Source organism: Streptomyces auratus (genome assembly GCF_050433025.1).
GTDB classification, from domain to species: Bacteria; Actinomycetota; Actinomycetes; order Streptomycetales; family Streptomycetaceae; genus Streptomyces; species Streptomyces sioyaensis.
This window is the reverse complement of sequence record NZ_JBNGCB010000001.1, coordinates 2,267,274-2,282,834: the sequence shown is the minus strand read 5'-3', so window position 1 is coordinate 2,282,834 and position 15,561 is coordinate 2,267,274. Positions and strand designations below refer to the sequence as shown.

Sequence of the window (15,561 nt, the reverse complement as noted above, 5' to 3'; positions counted from 1 at the left end):
CCCAGGAACGCGGCAGCGTCCCGCCCCAGAAAGGGGCCCAGGTCAGAGCGCCGCGGCCAGCTCCGTGCCCTGGGCGATGGCCCGCTTGGCGTCGAGTTCCGCGGCGACGTCCGCACCACCGATCAGGTGCACGGCGCGCCCCTCGGCCCGCAGCTCCTCGTACAGATCCCGGCGCGACTCCTGCCCGGTGCACAGCACGACGGTGTCCACGGGGAGCGTGGTGGCCGTGCCGTCGACGGTGAGGTGCAGCCCCTCGTCGTCGATCCGCTCGTACGACGCCCCGGCGACCATCGTCACCCCGCGGTGCCGGAGCTCGGTCCGGTGGATCCAGCCGGTGGTCTTGCCGAGGCCGGCGCCGACCTTGGAGGTCTTGCGCTGGAGTAGATGCACCTGGCGCGGCGCCTTCGGGCGCTCGGGCGCCCGCAGCCCGCCGCGCTCCTCGTACGCCGTGTCCACACCCCAGGCCCGGAAGTAGGCCTCCGGGTCCTGGCTCGCCGCGTCGCCGGCGTCGGTCAGGAACTCGGCGACATCGAAGCCGATACCGCCCGCCCCGATCACGGCCACCCGGTCGCCGACCGGCGCCCCGTCCCGCAGCACATCGAGGTAGCTGACCACGCTCGGGTGGTCGATCCCCGCGATCTCCGGCGTCCGCGGGGTGACACCGGTGGCGACCACGATCTCGTCGTAGGCGCCGAGGTCCCCGGCCGCGACGGCGGTGTTCAGCCGCACCTCCACGCCGTGCTGCGCAAGCTGCGTACGGAAGTAGCGCAGGGTCTCGTCGAACTCCTCCTTGCCCGGGATCCGCTTGGCGATGTTCAGCTGCCCGCCGATCTCGGCCGCGGCGTCGAACAGGGTGACCTCGTGGCCGCGTTCGGCGGCGGAGACGGCACAGGCGAGCCCGGCGGGTCCGGCGCCGACCACCGCGAGCCGCTTGCGCAGCCGGGTGGGGGCCAGGACCAGCTCGGTCTCGTGGCAGGCCCGCGGATTGACCAGACAGGACGTGATCTTGCCGCTGAAGGTGTGGTCGAGGCAGGCCTGGTTGCATCCGATGCAGGTGTTGATCGCATCGGACCGGCCGTCCCGCGCCTTGGCGACGAAGTCCGGGTCGGCGAGGAAGGGCCGGGCCAGGGACACCATGTCGGCCCGCCCGTCGGCGAGCAGCTCCTCGGCCACCTCGGGGGTGTTGATGCGGTTGCTGGTCACCAGGGGGATGGTGACCGAGCCCATCAGCCGCTTGGTCACCCAGGTGTAGGCGCCGCGCGGCACCGAGGTCACGATGGTGGGGATCCGGGCCTCGTGCCAGCCGACGCCGGTGTTGATGATCGTGGCACCGGCGGCCTCGATCTCCCGGGCGAGGGTGATCACCTCGTCGAGAGTGGAGCCGCCCGGGACGAGGTCCAGCATCGAGAGCCGGTAGATCAGGATGAAGTCCGTGCCGACCCGCTCCCGGGTACGCCGGACGATCTCCAGCGGGAAGCGCATCCGGTTCTCGTACGAGCCGCCCCACCGGTCGGCGCGCCGATTGGTCGCGCCGACGATGAACTCGTTGATCAAATAGCCTTCCGAGCCCATGATCTCGACCCCGTCGTACCCGGCGGCCTTGGCCAGCTCCGCCGCCCGTACGTAGTCTTCGACGGTCTGCTCGACCTCGTCGTCGGTGAGCGCATTCGGCACGAAGGGGCTGATGGGCGCCTGGAGCGCGCTCGGCGCGACCAGATCGGCGTGGTACGCGTACCGCCCGAAGTGCAGGATCTGCATCGCGATCCGCCCGCCCGCGGCATGCACCGCGTCGGTCACGGTCCGGTGCTGCGCCGCCTCCGCCTCGGTGGTGAGCTTGGCCCCGCCCTCGTACGGCCGTCCCGCGTCGTTCGGCGCGATCCCGCCGGTCACCATCAGGCCGACGCCGCCGCGCGCACGGGCGGCATAGAAGGCGGCCATCCGCGCGAACCCGTTCTCCGCCTCCTCCAGGCCGATGTGCATCGACCCCATCAGCACCCGGTTGGGCAGGGTGGTGAACCCGAGGTCGAGCGGGCTCATCAGGTGCGGGTACGGGCTCATGGGGGCCTCCTGGCGCGGTGGTCGTGACAGCAGTTGTAGACCAGCCGCCCAGCCTTATGCAACAAGTTGCATAAAACAGTGACGCAGGCGACGCCGCCCGGCCGGCCGCGCCCCCTCCCGCGCCGGTGCGCCGCTGATCACGCCCGGTGCAGTGTGGCGTGTCACAGACAACATCGCGACGCTGTGGGAGCTTCAACTGTGGTGCTCCTCAGTGGAGTTACCGATGAGTCCGGGTGTGGGCCGGTCGGCGCGCGGACCGCCTTGGCTGGCTTGTGGGGGGCGCCCGGGATGAAACCGCGGGCCGGCGGGGAGCATCCGGCTCGGGACGGTCTGCCCGCACGTGGAGAGGATCGAATGAGCACTCTGCAAGCCATCACGCTGGACCAGGTGGTCGACACCGCCCGGTACCCCCTGTCGGATCTCGACGGGGCCGAGGGACAGGCAGTGATGTCCCGTGCCCGGCGGGAACTCCAAACCCTCGGCTGCACGGTGCTGCCGGACTTCATCCGCCCCTCGCTCCGCGAGGTCCTGCGGCAGGAGTGCGCGGCCCTCGCCCCCCAGGCGCACTTCGAGACCGAGACGGTCAACGTCTACAACATCGCGGTGGACAGCCGGCTGCCCGAGGGCCACCCCGGACGGCGCACCTTCCGCCGCGGCAACGCCTTCGTCGCCCGGGACCGCATCCCCGAGGCGTCCCTCCTCAGCCGGCTCTACTCCCACCGGGCCTTCCAGGACTTCATCGCCCGCTGCTTCGCCCTGCCCGGGCTGCACGAGCTGGCGGACCCGCTCTCCGGGCTGGTCCTCAATGTCGTCGAACCCGGTATGGAGCACCCCTGGCACTTCGACACCAACGAGTTCACCGTCAGCATGCTCACCCAGCAGGCGCCCACCGGCGGCGTCTTCGAGTACTGCCCGAACATCCGCTCCGCCGACGACGAGAACTTCGGCGACGTCCTCGATGTGCTCGACGGCCGGGGCGAGCGGCTGATCCGGCGCCTCCCGTTGCACCCTGGCGACCTGCAGCTCTTCAAGGGCCGCTACTCCCTGCACCGGGTGAGCCCCGTGCAGGGCGAGACCGCGCGGCACTCCGCGATCTTCGCCTACAGCCGGCGTCCCGGCGTCATCGGGAGCGTGGCCCGGACCCGGCAGCTCTTCGGCCGGGTGCTGCCCGCCCATCTGGCCGCCGAGGGTCGGGCGGTCCGCGGCGACCGGCTGCTGGATTAGGGGCCCGCTCACCGGGCAGCCCCGGGGGCGGCGACACCCCGAGGCGGCCGCGTCCCGGCGGACGTCCGGGACGCGGCCGCCGCCACAGCCCGTTCCCCGCCCGGCGCTCCACGACGGAGCACGCCGGGCGGGTGACGATGCGATACCGCGGGAACCAAGACCGCAGAAGCCACGATCTGAATCGTCTGAATCGAGAGAGCCGAATTGAATACGTCAGCCCCTCAGGAAAGCGCAGCCATGACGACCTTCGCCCGGGAGGAGACCCTGCCGCGGGTACCGCTGCCCACACTGGAGGCGAGCTGTGAGCGGTTCCTCGCCTGGTGCGCGCCGCTGCTGACCGCCGACGAGCGGGCGGCGACCGAGGCGGAGGTGGCCGCCTTCCTCCGGCCCGGCGGCCCCGGCCGGGTGCTGCACGCGGCGCTGGAGGAGTACGACGCCACGGCGGGCGTCCACAGCTGGCTCGACACCTTCTGGCCCTACCGCTACCTGGGCCGCCGGGACCGCATCGCCCTCAACGCCAACTTCTTCTTCCTCTTCCAGGACGCCGGCCCCGACGAGCCGCAGTCCCAGGTGGCCCGGGCGGCCGGGCTGATCGCCGGCGCCGTCGGCTACAAGCGCCAGCTCGACCAGGACCTCGTCCCGCCCGTCGTCCAGCGCGGCCAGGCCCAGTCGATGGTCCAGAACGCCTACCTCTTCTCGACCACCCGCATCCCCGGGGCGCAGCAGGACACCGTCCGCAGCCCCTACAGCGACGAGTGGCCCGGCCCGTCCGACGCCCGGCACATCGTGGTGTTCCACCGTGGCGCCATGTTCCGGATGGAGGTGCTCGGCGCAGACGGTGACCCGCACAGCCTGGACGACCTCGAAGCGGGGTTGCACGCCGTATTGAAGGCCGGCGCGCAGCCCCCCGCCCCGGACACCTCGGTGGGTCACCTCACCACCATGGCCCGCGCCGAATGGGCCGCCGCCCGCGAGTCCCTGCGCACCCGCCACCCCGGCAACGCGGCCGCCCTGGACGACATCGAGACCGCACTGTTCTGCGTCTGCCTGGAGGACTTCGCCCCCGCGGACGTCCAGGACGCCTGCGACCAGCTGCTGTACGGCGACCGCGGCAACCGCTGGTTCGACAAGGCGGTCTCCCTGATCGTCTTCGCCGACGGCCGGGCGGGCATCAACGTGGAGCACTGCGAACTCGACGGGACCACCATCCTCGGCTTCACCGACGCCCTGCTCAGCACCCCCGCCGAGGAACACTCCCGCCGCTCCGGCGCCCGCTCCCAGGGACTCCCGGCCGTGGAGCCGCTCGTCTTCGAGCTGGACGACGCCCTCCGGGCCCAGGTGCGCTCCGCCGCGGACGCCTTCGCCGCCTACGGCGCGGCCACCGCCACCCGGACCGTCTCCTTCGACGACTTCGGCAGCACCACCGCCAAGGCACTGGGCGCCTCACCCGACGCCTTCGTCCAGCTCGCCTACCAACTGGCCCACCAGCGCGCCAAGGGCCACCTGGGCGCGACCTACGAGTCGATCGCCACCCGGCAGTACCGCTACGGCCGGACCGAGGCGATGCGGGTGGTCACCCCGGAGATCCAGGAGTTCGTCGCCGCCATGGAGGACCCGGCGGCCTCCGCGGACACCCGCCGGGCCGCCTTCCACGCCGCGGCCGCCCAGCACGTGACCCGCGCCAAGGAGTGCCAGACCGGCCAGGCCCCCGAGCAGCACCTCTGGGAGCTGGAGCTGATCCAGCGACGGCGCGGGGCGGAACTGGGCGTCACCGAACAGCCCGCCCTCTTCCGCACGCCGGGCTGGCTGACGATGCGCGACGACTACCTGAGCACCAGCTCCGCGCCGTCCATCCACATCCAGTACTTCGGCTTCGGCTCCACCAGCAGCCGCTGCATCGGCGTCGCCTACGTCCTGCTGCCCGACCGTTTCCACCTCTACCTGAGCACCCCGCTGCCGGTGGCCGACCAGATGCACACGTTCGCCGACCGGCTCCGCGAGGCGCTGACCGAACTGCGCGAACTGCTGTCCTCCGGCCCCTCTGCTAACTGACCCCCTCCCGGACCGGCGGCCGCCCCTCTGTCTCCTACTTCAACAGCCGGGACAGCCGCCGGTCCGCGAGGATCTTGCCCCCGGTCTGGCACGTCGGGCAGTACTGCAGCGACGAATCACTGAACGACACCTCGCGGATGGTGTCTCCGCACACCGGACACGCCTCCCCCTTCCGCCCGTGCACCCGCAGCCCACTCTTCTTCTCCGCCTTGAGGTCCTTGAGCGCCGTGCCACGGGCCCGCTCAACCGCCTCGCCGAGCACCACACCGACCGCCTCGTACAGCAGGGCCACCTCGTCCGCACCGAGCGTGCCCGCCAGCCTGAACGGCGACATCCGGGCCGCATGCAGAATCTCGTCCGAGTAGGCGTTCCCGATCCCGGCCAGCACACTCTGGTCGCGCAGCACCCCCTTGATCTGCCGGCGCTCCCCCTCCAGCCGCCCACCGAAGACCTCCAGGGTGAACCCCTCCGCCAGCGGATCCGGCCCGAGCCGCGCCACCCCCGCCACCTCCTGCGGATCCCGCACCACATACACCGCCAGATGCTTCTGACTCCCGGCCTCGGTCACCTCCAACCCCGCCCCGTCGTCGGGCTCCCCGAGCCGCACCCGCAACGCCAGCGGCCCCTTCCCGGGCCGCGGCGGCACCGCCGCCAGCTTGTCGCTCCACCGCACCCACCCCGCCCGGCCGAGGTGCATGACCAGATGCAGCTCCCCGACCCGCAGATCCAGAAACTTCCCGTGCCGGCGCACCCCACCGAACGACCGCCCTTCGAGCGCGCTCACCGGCGGGTCATAGGTCTTGAGCGCATGAACGGCGACCGGGTACACCCGGGCGACGGCCCGGCCGGCCAGCCGCTCGCCCAGAAACTGACGAAGGGCTTCCATCTCGGGCAATTCAGGCATGGGGCCAGTCTGCCTCGGACTGGCCGGCGGGAGCCTGCGGACGGGCACACCAATGAGGGCTGCCACCCGGATACGGGTGGCAGCCCTCACTGATCAACCCGGCCGGCGCGGGCCGGCCGGGCCGTCATGATCAAACGAGGTCGAACCGGTCCAGGTTCATCACCTTGTCCCATGCCGCGACGAAGTCGTTCACGAACTTCTCCTTCGCGTCATCGCTCGCGTAGACCTCCGCGAGCGCGCGCAGCTCGGAGTTCGAGCCGAAGACGAGGTCGGCACGGGTGCCGGTCCACTTGACCGCCCCGGTGGCGTCGCGGCCCTCGAACTCGTCCTGCGCCTCGGACGTCGACTTCCACGTCGTGCCCAGGTCGAGCAGGTTGGCGAAGAAGTCGTTCGTCAGCGTGCCCGGCTCGTCGGTGAGGATGCCGTGCTTCGCCTGGGCGTGGGTGGCGCCCAGGACGCGCAGGCCGCCGACGAGGACCGTCAGCTCGGGCGCGCTCAGGGTCAGCAGGTTCGCCTTGTCGAGCAGCAGGTACTCGGCCGGCAGGCGGTTGCCCTTGCCGACGTAGTTGCGGAAGCCGTCGGCGGCCGGCTCCAACGCGGCGAACGACTCCACGTCCGTCTGCTCCTGCGCGGCGTCCACCCGGCCCGGCGTGAAGGGCACCTCGATGTCGTGGCCGGCGTCCTTGGCCGCCTTCTCGACGGCCGCGCTGCCCGCGAGCACGATCAGGTCGGCCAGCGAGACCTGCTTGCCGCCGGTCTGCGCGGAGTTGAAGGACTCCTGGATGCCTTCGAGGGTACGCAGCACCTGCGCGAGGTCGTCCGGGTTGTTGACCTCCCAGTTGCGCTGCGGCTCCAGGCGTATGCGGGCACCGTTGGCGCCACCGCGCTTGTCGCTGCCGCGGAAGGAGGAGGCCGACGCCCAGGCTGCGGACACGAGCTGCGCGACCGTGAGGTCCGAGCCGAGGATCCGCTCCTTGAGGGAGGCGATGTCCGCGACGTCGATCAGTTCGTACGTGCGCTCCGGCAGCGGGTCCTGCCACAGCAGCTCCTCGGACGGAACCTCCGGGCCGAGGTAACGCACGACAGGGCCCATGTCACGGTGGGTCAGCTTGAACCAGGCGCGGGCGAAGGCGTCCGCGAACTCCTCGGGGTTCTCGTAGAAGCGCCGCGAGATCGGCTCGTAGACCGGGTCGAGGCGCAGCGCGAGGTCGGTGGTGAGCATCGTCGGCGCCTGGCTCTTCGACGGGTCGTGCGCGTCGGGGATGGTCCCCGCGCCCGCACCGTCCTTGGCCACCCACTGGTGGGCGCCGGCCGGGCTCTTGGTGAGCTCCCACTCATAGCCGAACAGGTTCTGGAAGAACCCGTTGCTCCATTGCGTCGGCGTGCTGGTCCAGGTCACCTCAAGACCACTGGTGATGGCGTCGGCGCCCACACCCGTGCCGTGCGTGCTCTTCCAGCCCAGGCCCAGCTGCTCCATCGGGGCGGCCTCGGGGTCGGCGCCGACGCGATCCGCCGGACCCGCGCCGTGGGTCTTGCCGAAGGTGTGGCCACCGGCGATGAGGGCGACCGTCTCCTCGTCGTTCATCGCCATGCGGCGGAACGTCTCACGGATGTCGCGGGCCGCGGCGATCGGGTCCGGGTTGCCGTTGGGACCCTCGGGATTGACGTAGATGAGGCCCATCTGCACCGCTCCGAGCGGATTCTCCAGCTCGCGGTCGCCGGTGTAGCGCGCATCGCCCAGCCACTCGGTCTCGGGGCCCCAGTACACGTCCTCCTCGGGCTCCCACACATCCTCACGGCCACCGGCGAAGCCGAAGGTCTTGAAGCCCATCGTCTCCAGCGCCACGTTGCCGGTGAGGACCATGAGATCGGCCCAGGAGATGCTCTGGCCGTACTTCTTCTTGACCGGCCACAGCAGACGGCGGGCCTTGTCGAGGCTGACGTTGTCCGGCCAGCTGTTGAGGGGCGCGAAGCGCTGCTGACCGGCACCGGCGCCACCGCGGCCGTCGCTGATCCGGTAGGTACCGGCGCTGTGCCAGGCCATACGGATCATGAGCGGGCCGTAGTTGCCGAAGTCGGCAGGCCACCAGTCCTGCGAGGTGGTCAGCACCTCCGCGATGTCCCGCTTCACGGCGGCGAGGTCGAGGGAGTTGAATGCCTCGGCGTAGTCGAACTCCTCACCCAGCGGGTTCGCCACCGCAGGGTTCTTGGCGAGGATCTTCAGGTTGAGCCGATCCGGCCACCACTGGCGGTTTCCGCCGCCCTGGGTCGGGTGCGGGGCGCGTCCGTGCGCGACCGGGCAGCCACCCCCGCCCTCCGTCTTCGCGTCTGTGACGATTGCATCATGGTTCTCAGGCATGGGAATCCTTCCGGGCCAGGCGGATTACGGTGCTCAGGAACTGCGGGCGGTGGAACGGTCGGGACACGGGCTCCAGGAGATGACCTCGGCCTCGTCGTTCGGGAAGCCGGGGTCGTCGGTGCACTCGGGCAGGAGCCTCGCCGACCGCGCGGTCGGCGTCGGCGACGACACGACGCGACCCTCGAACCCCAGGCGGATGCGCCTCCTGAACCGTCACGTGCTCTTTCCCGCTGTTGTCCTGTCCCTTGGCTCTCGCTGGAGCCGATCCTACGATGGACTCAATCCAAGTCAATACGATGACCAGGTCCGTACGGATTCTTTGACAGGCGATGCACAGTTAGGCTGGTGGGCATGAGTGACCTGCTGGAACGGCTTCGCGGACGCGGCTGGCGGATGACCGCACAGCGCCGGGTCGTCGCCGAGGTACTCGACGGCGAGCACGTTCACTTCACCGCGGACGAGGTGCTCGCGCGAGCCGCCGCCCGGCTGCCGGAGATCTCTCGCGCGACTGTCTACAACACTCTCGGTGAACTCGTCTCGCTCGGCGAGGTGAGCGAGGTGGCCACCGACGGCCGCGCCAAGCGCTACGACCCGAACGCCCACCGCCCACACCACCACTTGGTGTGCTCGCGCTGCGACGCCATCCGCGACGTCCACCCCGACGGCGACCTGTTGGCCGATCTGCCCGCCTCCGAGCGGTTCGGCTTCACCGTTCGCGAGGCCGAGGTGACCTACCGGGGCCTGTGCCCCGACTGCGCCCGGGCCTGACCGGGCCCACGCACCTGCTCCCGCCCCTGACTACCTGCCACACCTGCCACCCTGCAGGAAAACGCAAAGAGTGGTTGTTTCCGCCGATGCCGGACGGAAACAACCACTCAAGGCTTCTCGACTATCGCGCGCCGAGTGCGGGCTTTGCTTTTAGATGTCGAAGAACAACACGAGAAGCGCTCTGACCTGCGCGGATACCGTCTGAAGGCTGTGTGGGTGCACGACCGGTGCGCATCGTGGGCGAGGCGGAGCGCCTGGTGCGCGTCCGACCATGACCGGCATACGCACGACTGGGCGATGACGTGCGCGGGAAACCCGCCAGGTAAGGGCTCATAGGACTCTTGAGAAGCCGTTCGCCCAGCTGCAAGTATTTGATCATCTGCGGAATGGTCAACGGGGGAGTGTTCTTACGTGGGTGTGGTGCTGCCTGGCTGGGCGGACGAAGTACTCGACATCATCGGTGTCTCGTGGCCGAACGTCGACGAGGACGACTACCGGGACATGGCCGATGCCATGCGGGAGTTCGCCGATGACATCGACCACGGTGCCAACGAAGCTCACACGGCCATCCAGGGATTGGTGGGGTCAGCGGGTGGCTCGTTGGCTGTCGACGCGCTCAACGCTCACTGGAGCAAGATCAATGGCACTCACCTCAAGAATCTGGGGGAGTGCGGCCGCATGGCGGCCACTGCCATGGAGGGTGTGGCGGTCCTCATCGAGGGCGCGAAGATCGGCGCGATTGTCCAGCTGGGTATCCTCGCCGCAGAAGTGATCGCCGCGCAGGCGGCGGCACCGTTCACGCTGGGCCTTTCCGAAGTCGGTGCGCTGGCCGCGACCCAGGCGACCCGCGTAATCGTCAAGCGCCTCTTCAAGGAGGTGTGCCAGCAGGTCGCTGAACAGGTCATCAGCATCGCCCTGACGCCCGTCGAGGAGGCCCTGGGCGCAATGGTCGGCGACCTGGTCGTCCAGATCGGCGCCAACGCTCTCGGAGCCAAGGACGGAGTGGACCTGGGGCAGACCGCCAAGGCCGGCAAGGGTGGCTTCCAGCAGGGCGTGCAGGACGCCAAGGACTCCGCGAAATCGGCCGCAGCCAATCCGATGGAACTCCTCAGTGCCGGCAGCGGCAGCGGGGGCGGAGGCGGCGGAGGCGCCGGCGGAGGGTTCAGTTTCGACCCGGATGAGCACGACCGCGTAGTGACGGGCCTGCAGAGCGCAGGTGGCACCTTCCGCAACAAGGCCGGCGGCAAGATCGGCCGGGCCAGAAGTCACCACGGGCGTACCCGTGGCAAGGACGCCATCGCTGACGCGGCTAACGCGATGTTGGACAAGGTCATCGACGGCATCGAGGACGGTGTCAAGAAGACCGCCAAGCACCTCGACGACAACATGACCCGTGGTGTGAAGCAGATGGCCAAGAACCATCAGGAAAACGACCGCAAGCTGGCCGACCACTTCACAGGCATCGGCAAGGGCGACAAGAAGGACCCCAAGGCGCCGGGGGGTGGCATCGGCGGGACGGGTAGCCGCGCCGGCGGCAAGAATCCGGGAAGGGGCGCACCGAAATCGCCCCTGCGGAACGGGGCAGCAGAACCGCACAAGACCAGCACCCCAGCGGACGACCGCAACTGTCGAAGCGACCCGATCGACATCGCCTCGGGTGAGATGGTCCTGGCTCAAGAGGACGTCAGCCTTTCGGCTGTTCTGCCGCTGCTTCTCTCGCGAACCCATGTGTCCTCGTACCGCTGCGGCGGGTGGTTCGGACCGTCGTGGTCCTCGACGCTCGACCAGCGCCTCGAACTCGACGACGAAGGTGCCGTCTTCGCGACCGAGGACGGCATGATCTTGGTCTACCCGGTGCCCGGACGTGATGAGCCGGTCTTCCCCGTCGAGGGCCCTCGTTGGCCGCTCAGCTGGGATCCGGAAACGCCCGGTGGACTCCGCATCAGCGACCCACAGGAGGGACGCTCCTGGCACTTTGCCAAGCCGGCCAACGTTACGGGCGAGCTGAGAGGGTTGAGCGCCTCACAGCTACCGCTGACGGCCATCACCGACCGGCACGGGAATCAGATCGACATCGACTATTCCGACGACGGCACTCCCAGCGAGGTCTGGCACAGCGGCGGATACCGGATCCGAGTTGAGACCGCGGGGCTACGGATAACCGGGCTGCGCCTGCTGGGTGCGAGGAGTTCGGACGCGGTGGCACTGGCCGCCGAGCCAACCGCTGGTGCGGAGGCCGAAGGCGACTCCGCGGTGGGGCTGCTGCTGACTGCATTCGCTTATGACGGCAACGGGAATCTCACCGAGGTCACCAACTCGTCAGGTGTACCGATGCGCTTCACGTATGACCAGGACGGCCGGATCACCTCCTGGACCGACCGCAATCGGCATCGGTACGACTACCTCTACGACGCGGCTGGGCGCTGTGTCGAGACCCGCGGCGAGGGTGGTTTCCTCGATGCCGTCTTCGTGTACGACGGCGAGGCGCGCTGCACCCGGGTGACCGATGCACTGGGCCAGGTCACTGTCTACCAGCTCAACGAGCGTGGTCAGACGACAAGGGAGACCGATCCCTCGGGCGCGGTCACCACCTTCGAATGGGACCGGTACCGCCGACTGCTGCGGCGTACGGACCCGCTGGACCGTACCGTCACGATGGAGTACGACGCGGCGGGCAACGCCACCGCGGTCACCCGCCCCGATGGCTCGCGGATGACCGCTGTCTACAACGAGTTCCACCAACCCTTGCTCATGGTCGGTGCGGATGGCGCGGGCTGGCAGTACGCGTACGACGACTGCGGAAACCTGCTGCAGATCACCGATCCCGTCGGAGCCACCACCAGCTATGAGTACGGCTCTTTCGGTCATCTCACAGCCGTCACCGACGCAATCGGTCAGACAACCCGGCTCACCACCAACGCCGCCGGACTGCCGGTAACCGTCACCGACCCTCTGGGAGCCGTGAGCAGATGCGAGCGGGATGCCTTCGGCCGACCCCGGCTGGTGACCGATCCGATGGGCGCGGTGACGACGTTCGGCTGGACGGTGGAAGGACAGCCGGCCTGGTGCATTCGTCCCGACGGTCACACCGAGCGGTGGTCCTACGACGCCGAGGAAAACCTGCTCCAGCACGTCGATGCGGCTGGCGGAACCACGTCCTTCGAATACACGTTTTTTGACCGAGTCTCCGTCCGCACGGGCCCTGACGGTGCCAGGTTCACCTTCGCCTACGACGCTGAGCTGCGACTCATCTCCGTCACCAACCCTCAGGGACAACTGTGGCGCTACACCTATGACTCGCTGGGCCGGGTCGTGCAGGAGACCGACTTCAACGGACGGCACATCAGCTATACCCACGATGCGGCCGGCCGGCTGACGTCGCGAACCAACGGTGCGGGTCAGACCGTGCGCTACACCCGCGATCTGCTCGACCGTGTTGTTCGAGAAGCCACGCAGGCCGGCGGAGCGCGATTCCACTACGACGCCGAAGGCCGTCTGCTGTACGCGGCGAACGGCGCCACGGACCTGGCTTTCACGTACGACCCAGCGGGTCACTTGCTGACGGAGCAACAAGGCCTGACGGTCATCGAATTCGGCTACGACGATCTGGGTCGGCGCACCCTGCGCCGTACCCCCAGCGGTGTAGAGAGCCGGTGGACCTACGATGCGGCCGGTCGGCCGGCAACGCTGGTCAACGCTGGGCGAGAGGTCAGGTTCGGCCACGACCTCGCCGGTCGGGAGGTCCGCCGCAATCTCGGTGCGGCGGTCCTCGGCCAGACCTGGGACCCGTCCAACCGCATGACGGCCCAGACCCTCTCAGGTATGTCGGCGCCGCCTGGTGGCGACATACCTGAGACTGCGCTACGACACCGCACCTTCGCCTACCGTCCGGACGATCAGCTGCTCGGTTTCACGGACACCATGCTGGGGACGCGAGCCTTCGATCTGGATCCGGTAGGGCGGGTCACCAGCGTCTCGGGACACAACTGGTCCGAGACCTATACCTATGACACTGCGGGCAACCTGGCCTACACGGGAGGCCAGACCGCCGGGATGGCGAGCCTGAACGACACCGCGGGGACGCGGTCGTACGACGGCACTCTGCTCCGCCAGGCAGGCCGCACCAGCTATGAGTACGACGGCCAGGGACGGGTCATCAAGCAATGCCGCAGGCTGCTCTCCGGCGGTACCCGCAGCTGGCACTATTCCTGGGACGCAGACGACCGCCTCACCGCGGTCACCCTCCCGGACGGCACCATCTGGCGCTATCACTACGATCCCCTCGGGCGCCGCATCGCCAAGCAGAGGCTGAGCGGCGACACCATCACTGTGGTGGAGCAGACCACGTTCACCTGGGACGGGACCGTTCTCGCTGAGGAGCTGCGCAGCGGTCCAGGGCCGGCTGGTGTCCAGGTCACCAGCTGGGAGTGGGATCCGGTCGGCTACCGCGTCCTGACCCAGGTGGACCGAACCGCCGGCGTATCCGAGCCGGCGCAGCAGGAATTCGACGAGCGGTTCTACTCCATCATCACCGACCTGGTCGGCACACCTACGGAACTTGTCGATGAAGACGGTGCGATTGCCTGGCATTCCAGGTCCACGCTGTGGGGAACACCGCGTCCCGCTGATCCCCGCCAGGCTGCGGTGGAATGCAGCCTCGGCTTCCCAGGTCAGTACCACGACCGTGAGAGCGGCCTGCACTACAACCTGTTCCGTTATTACGACTCACTCACCGGCCGATATCTCAGCCCCGATCCGCTCGGCCTCGGGCCCGCCCCCGACCCACACGGCTACGTCGACAACCCCTTCGCCGAGATCGACCCACTCGGCCTGGCGAAGAAGAAGTGCCCGGTCATCATCGAACGCTACGGCAGCGAGGCGGAAGCGAAGGCGAGCGCCGCAGTGAAGCCGAGCGGGGGCCTTGTCCCGCGGCCCGGCCACGAACGGCAGCCAAAGTGGATCGCCCAGACCGGCAAGGTCAACCCCGGCACGCTGGGCAAGAGCAAGAATTACACCCACAAAATGGAGTTCCACTGCAAGCCAGAGGTGTTGGCCTGGCTGAAACAATACGAGGTCAAGCCAACCAATGAGCCAGGTCGCTATGCGGTGCCGGCGGACAAGATCGATGAGTTCAACAAGTACGTGGAGAAGACGAACGTCCAGCCGCTCGACTCAGGCGGCGGCCGTAGGAGGAGACGATGAATCCGTCATCGCCGCGCGGACGCCTGCGCGATGCGCTGCTGTGTGTCGGCAAAAGGGGTGACGTAAGCGAGGCCGACCTCAGTGCGGCGGTCACCACCGCGCTGCGCGAACTGGCTTCGGAGGCGCTGGGCGAGCGAGCGCGCGTCGAACTGGTCACCGTTGGCGCTGAGGACCACCCCTGGGGACGAAGCCTCGGTCTTCGGCTTGCGGACTATGACGTAGAGCTGCCGGAGGTGCTCTTGTACGCAGACCAGAGCGACCTTCCGCCCCAGGTGCAGGAGAGTTTCCCGACTCTGATCCAGGAGGAGTGGGAGGCGGTACTGCTGGTCTCCAAGCTCATCTTCATAGGGCTTCAATCGGAGCCCGAGCCTGTAAACGATGTTGCCGGTCAACCTCCGCAGGTCACCCCGAGGCCGCCCCGGTCGGTAGCGAGAGAGCAGTTCTGCCAGGCACTGGCTGCCATTTCGGAACGCGCTGACCTGCACCAGGACGAACTCACTGCGCAATTGCGGACCGCGCTCCTGAACTTCGCGTCGGAGACACCCGACAACAAGGACGCCGCTCAGCACATCGCGGTGCTGCACACCGGGGAGCCGCAACAAGGGCCGCGCTTGTGCCTCAGCCGCTCGGGGTTGGCCTTCGCGGAGGTAGTGCTGAGCGCTGGTGGCTGTCCTGTCCCCAGCTGTGTTCTGGAGGAATTCCCGGACTTGACCCAGGACGAGTGGAACGCCGTCATCCACGTCACAGGACTGACGCTCATGGCGTTCGAGCCCGAGTCGGCCCGCGAGGTGGGGTAGCGCCCGGGGCGCCTCGACGGTCCAGGGCCGGCAAGGGAATCGCCAACCAGTGACGGTTAACGAGTAGTCGCCGCGGACGATACCGCTCTCCAGCTCATGCTGGCTAAGTCCCCAGTGGGCGAGTTGGACGCGTCTCTGATCTGCAGTCTGGGGCACAGAGCGAATCCAGCTGGGCTCTGGATACCTATGAAACAGCA

At 68.8% G+C, this 15,561-nt stretch carries 9 protein-coding genes; 5 read left to right on the top strand and 4 right to left on the bottom strand.

Annotated elements, in window-relative coordinates:
* Window positions 1–42 precede the first annotated feature (42 nt).
* Window positions 43–2,058 (bottom strand): oxidoreductase, encoded by a 2,016-nt coding sequence (locus BKA18_RS09745; protein WP_366047163.1) that lies wholly within the window; start codon window positions 2,056–2,058, stop codon window positions 43–45.
* Between the two features lie 354 nt (window positions 2,059–2,412).
* Here BKA18_RS09745 and BKA18_RS09740 point away from each other — a divergent pair, with 354 nt between their 5' ends.
* Both BKA18_RS09740 and BKA18_RS09735 read left to right on the top strand, forming a co-directional pair.
* Window positions 2,413–3,282 carry a HalD/BesD family halogenase gene (locus tag BKA18_RS09740; RefSeq protein ID WP_366047164.1) on the top strand — a complete coding sequence of 290 codons (870 nt, stop codon included), beginning with the start codon at window positions 2,413–2,415 and terminating at the stop codon, window positions 3,280–3,282.
* 237 nt (window positions 3,283–3,519) lie between these two features.
* A complete protein-coding gene (locus BKA18_RS09735) occupies window positions 3,520–5,334 on the top strand; it encodes a choline/carnitine O-acyltransferase (RefSeq protein WP_366047165.1) in 1,815 nt (604 codons plus the stop codon).
* Between the two features lie 34 nt (window positions 5,335–5,368).
* Here BKA18_RS09735 and BKA18_RS09730 read toward each other — a convergent pair whose 3' ends face one another.
* The 3 genes from BKA18_RS09730 to BKA18_RS09720 all read right to left on the bottom strand — a co-directional run bounded on the left by BKA18_RS09730 (window position 5,369) and on the right by BKA18_RS09720 (window position 8,768).
* The gene (locus BKA18_RS09730; RefSeq protein WP_366047166.1) at window positions 5,369–6,238 is read right to left on the bottom strand and encodes an Fpg/Nei family DNA glycosylase; all 870 of its coding nucleotides are present in this window, start codon (window positions 6,236–6,238) and stop codon (window positions 5,369–5,371) included.
* Window positions 6,239–6,368: 130 nt separating this feature from the next.
* Complete coding sequence (katG, locus tag BKA18_RS09725) at window positions 6,369–8,597, bottom strand: catalase/peroxidase HPI (protein WP_366047167.1); 2,229 nt, start codon at window positions 8,595–8,597, stop codon at window positions 6,369–6,371.
* A 33-nt stretch (window positions 8,598–8,630) separates the two neighbouring features.
* Window positions 8,631–8,768, bottom strand: a complete 138-nt coding sequence (locus BKA18_RS09720; RefSeq protein ID WP_366047168.1) for a hypothetical protein — start codon at window positions 8,766–8,768, stop codon at window positions 8,631–8,633.
* 180 nt (window positions 8,769–8,948) lie between these two features.
* Here BKA18_RS09720 and BKA18_RS09715 point away from each other — a divergent pair, with 180 nt between their 5' ends.
* The 3 genes from BKA18_RS09715 (at window position 8,949) to BKA18_RS09705 (ending at window position 15,364) form a co-directional block, all read left to right on the top strand.
* Window positions 8,949–9,365 (top strand): Fur family transcriptional regulator, encoded by a 417-nt coding sequence (locus BKA18_RS09715; RefSeq protein ID WP_366047169.1) that lies wholly within the window; start codon window positions 8,949–8,951, stop codon window positions 9,363–9,365.
* 411 nt (window positions 9,366–9,776) lie between these two features.
* On the top strand, window positions 9,777–14,567 hold the full coding sequence (locus BKA18_RS09710; RefSeq protein WP_366047170.1) for a DUF6531 domain-containing protein: 4,791 nt from the start codon (window positions 9,777–9,779) through the stop codon (window positions 14,565–14,567).
* Window positions 14,564–15,364, top strand: coding sequence for a hypothetical protein (locus BKA18_RS09705; RefSeq protein ID WP_366047171.1), 801 nt, complete (start codon window positions 14,564–14,566; stop codon window positions 15,362–15,364). The genes BKA18_RS09710 and BKA18_RS09705 overlap by 4 nt, the downstream gene beginning before the upstream one ends.
* The last annotated feature ends 197 nt before the right edge of the window (window positions 15,365–15,561 follow it).

Excerpts from the sequence above, each read along its gene's own strand:
- BKA18_RS09745 (WP_366047163.1), bottom strand. The coding sequence starts at position 2,058 with ATGAGCCCGTACCCGCACCTGATGAGCCCGCTCGACCTCGGGTTCACC.
- BKA18_RS09740 (WP_366047164.1), top strand. The coding sequence starts at position 2,413 with ATGAGCACTCTGCAAGCCATCACGCTGGACCAGGTGGTCGACACCGCC.
- BKA18_RS09735 (WP_366047165.1), top strand. The coding sequence starts at position 3,520 with ATGACGACCTTCGCCCGGGAGGAGACCCTGCCGCGGGTACCGCTGCCC.
- BKA18_RS09730 (WP_366047166.1), bottom strand. The coding sequence starts at position 6,238 with ATGCCTGAATTGCCCGAGATGGAAGCCCTTCGTCAGTTTCTGGGCGAG.
- katG (WP_366047167.1), bottom strand. The coding sequence starts at position 8,597 with ATGCCTGAGAACCATGATGCAATCGTCACAGACGCGAAGACGGAGGGC.
- BKA18_RS09715 (WP_366047169.1), top strand. The coding sequence starts at position 8,949 with ATGAGTGACCTGCTGGAACGGCTTCGCGGACGCGGCTGGCGGATGACC.
- BKA18_RS09705 (WP_366047171.1), top strand. The coding sequence starts at position 14,564 with ATGAATCCGTCATCGCCGCGCGGACGCCTGCGCGATGCGCTGCTGTGT.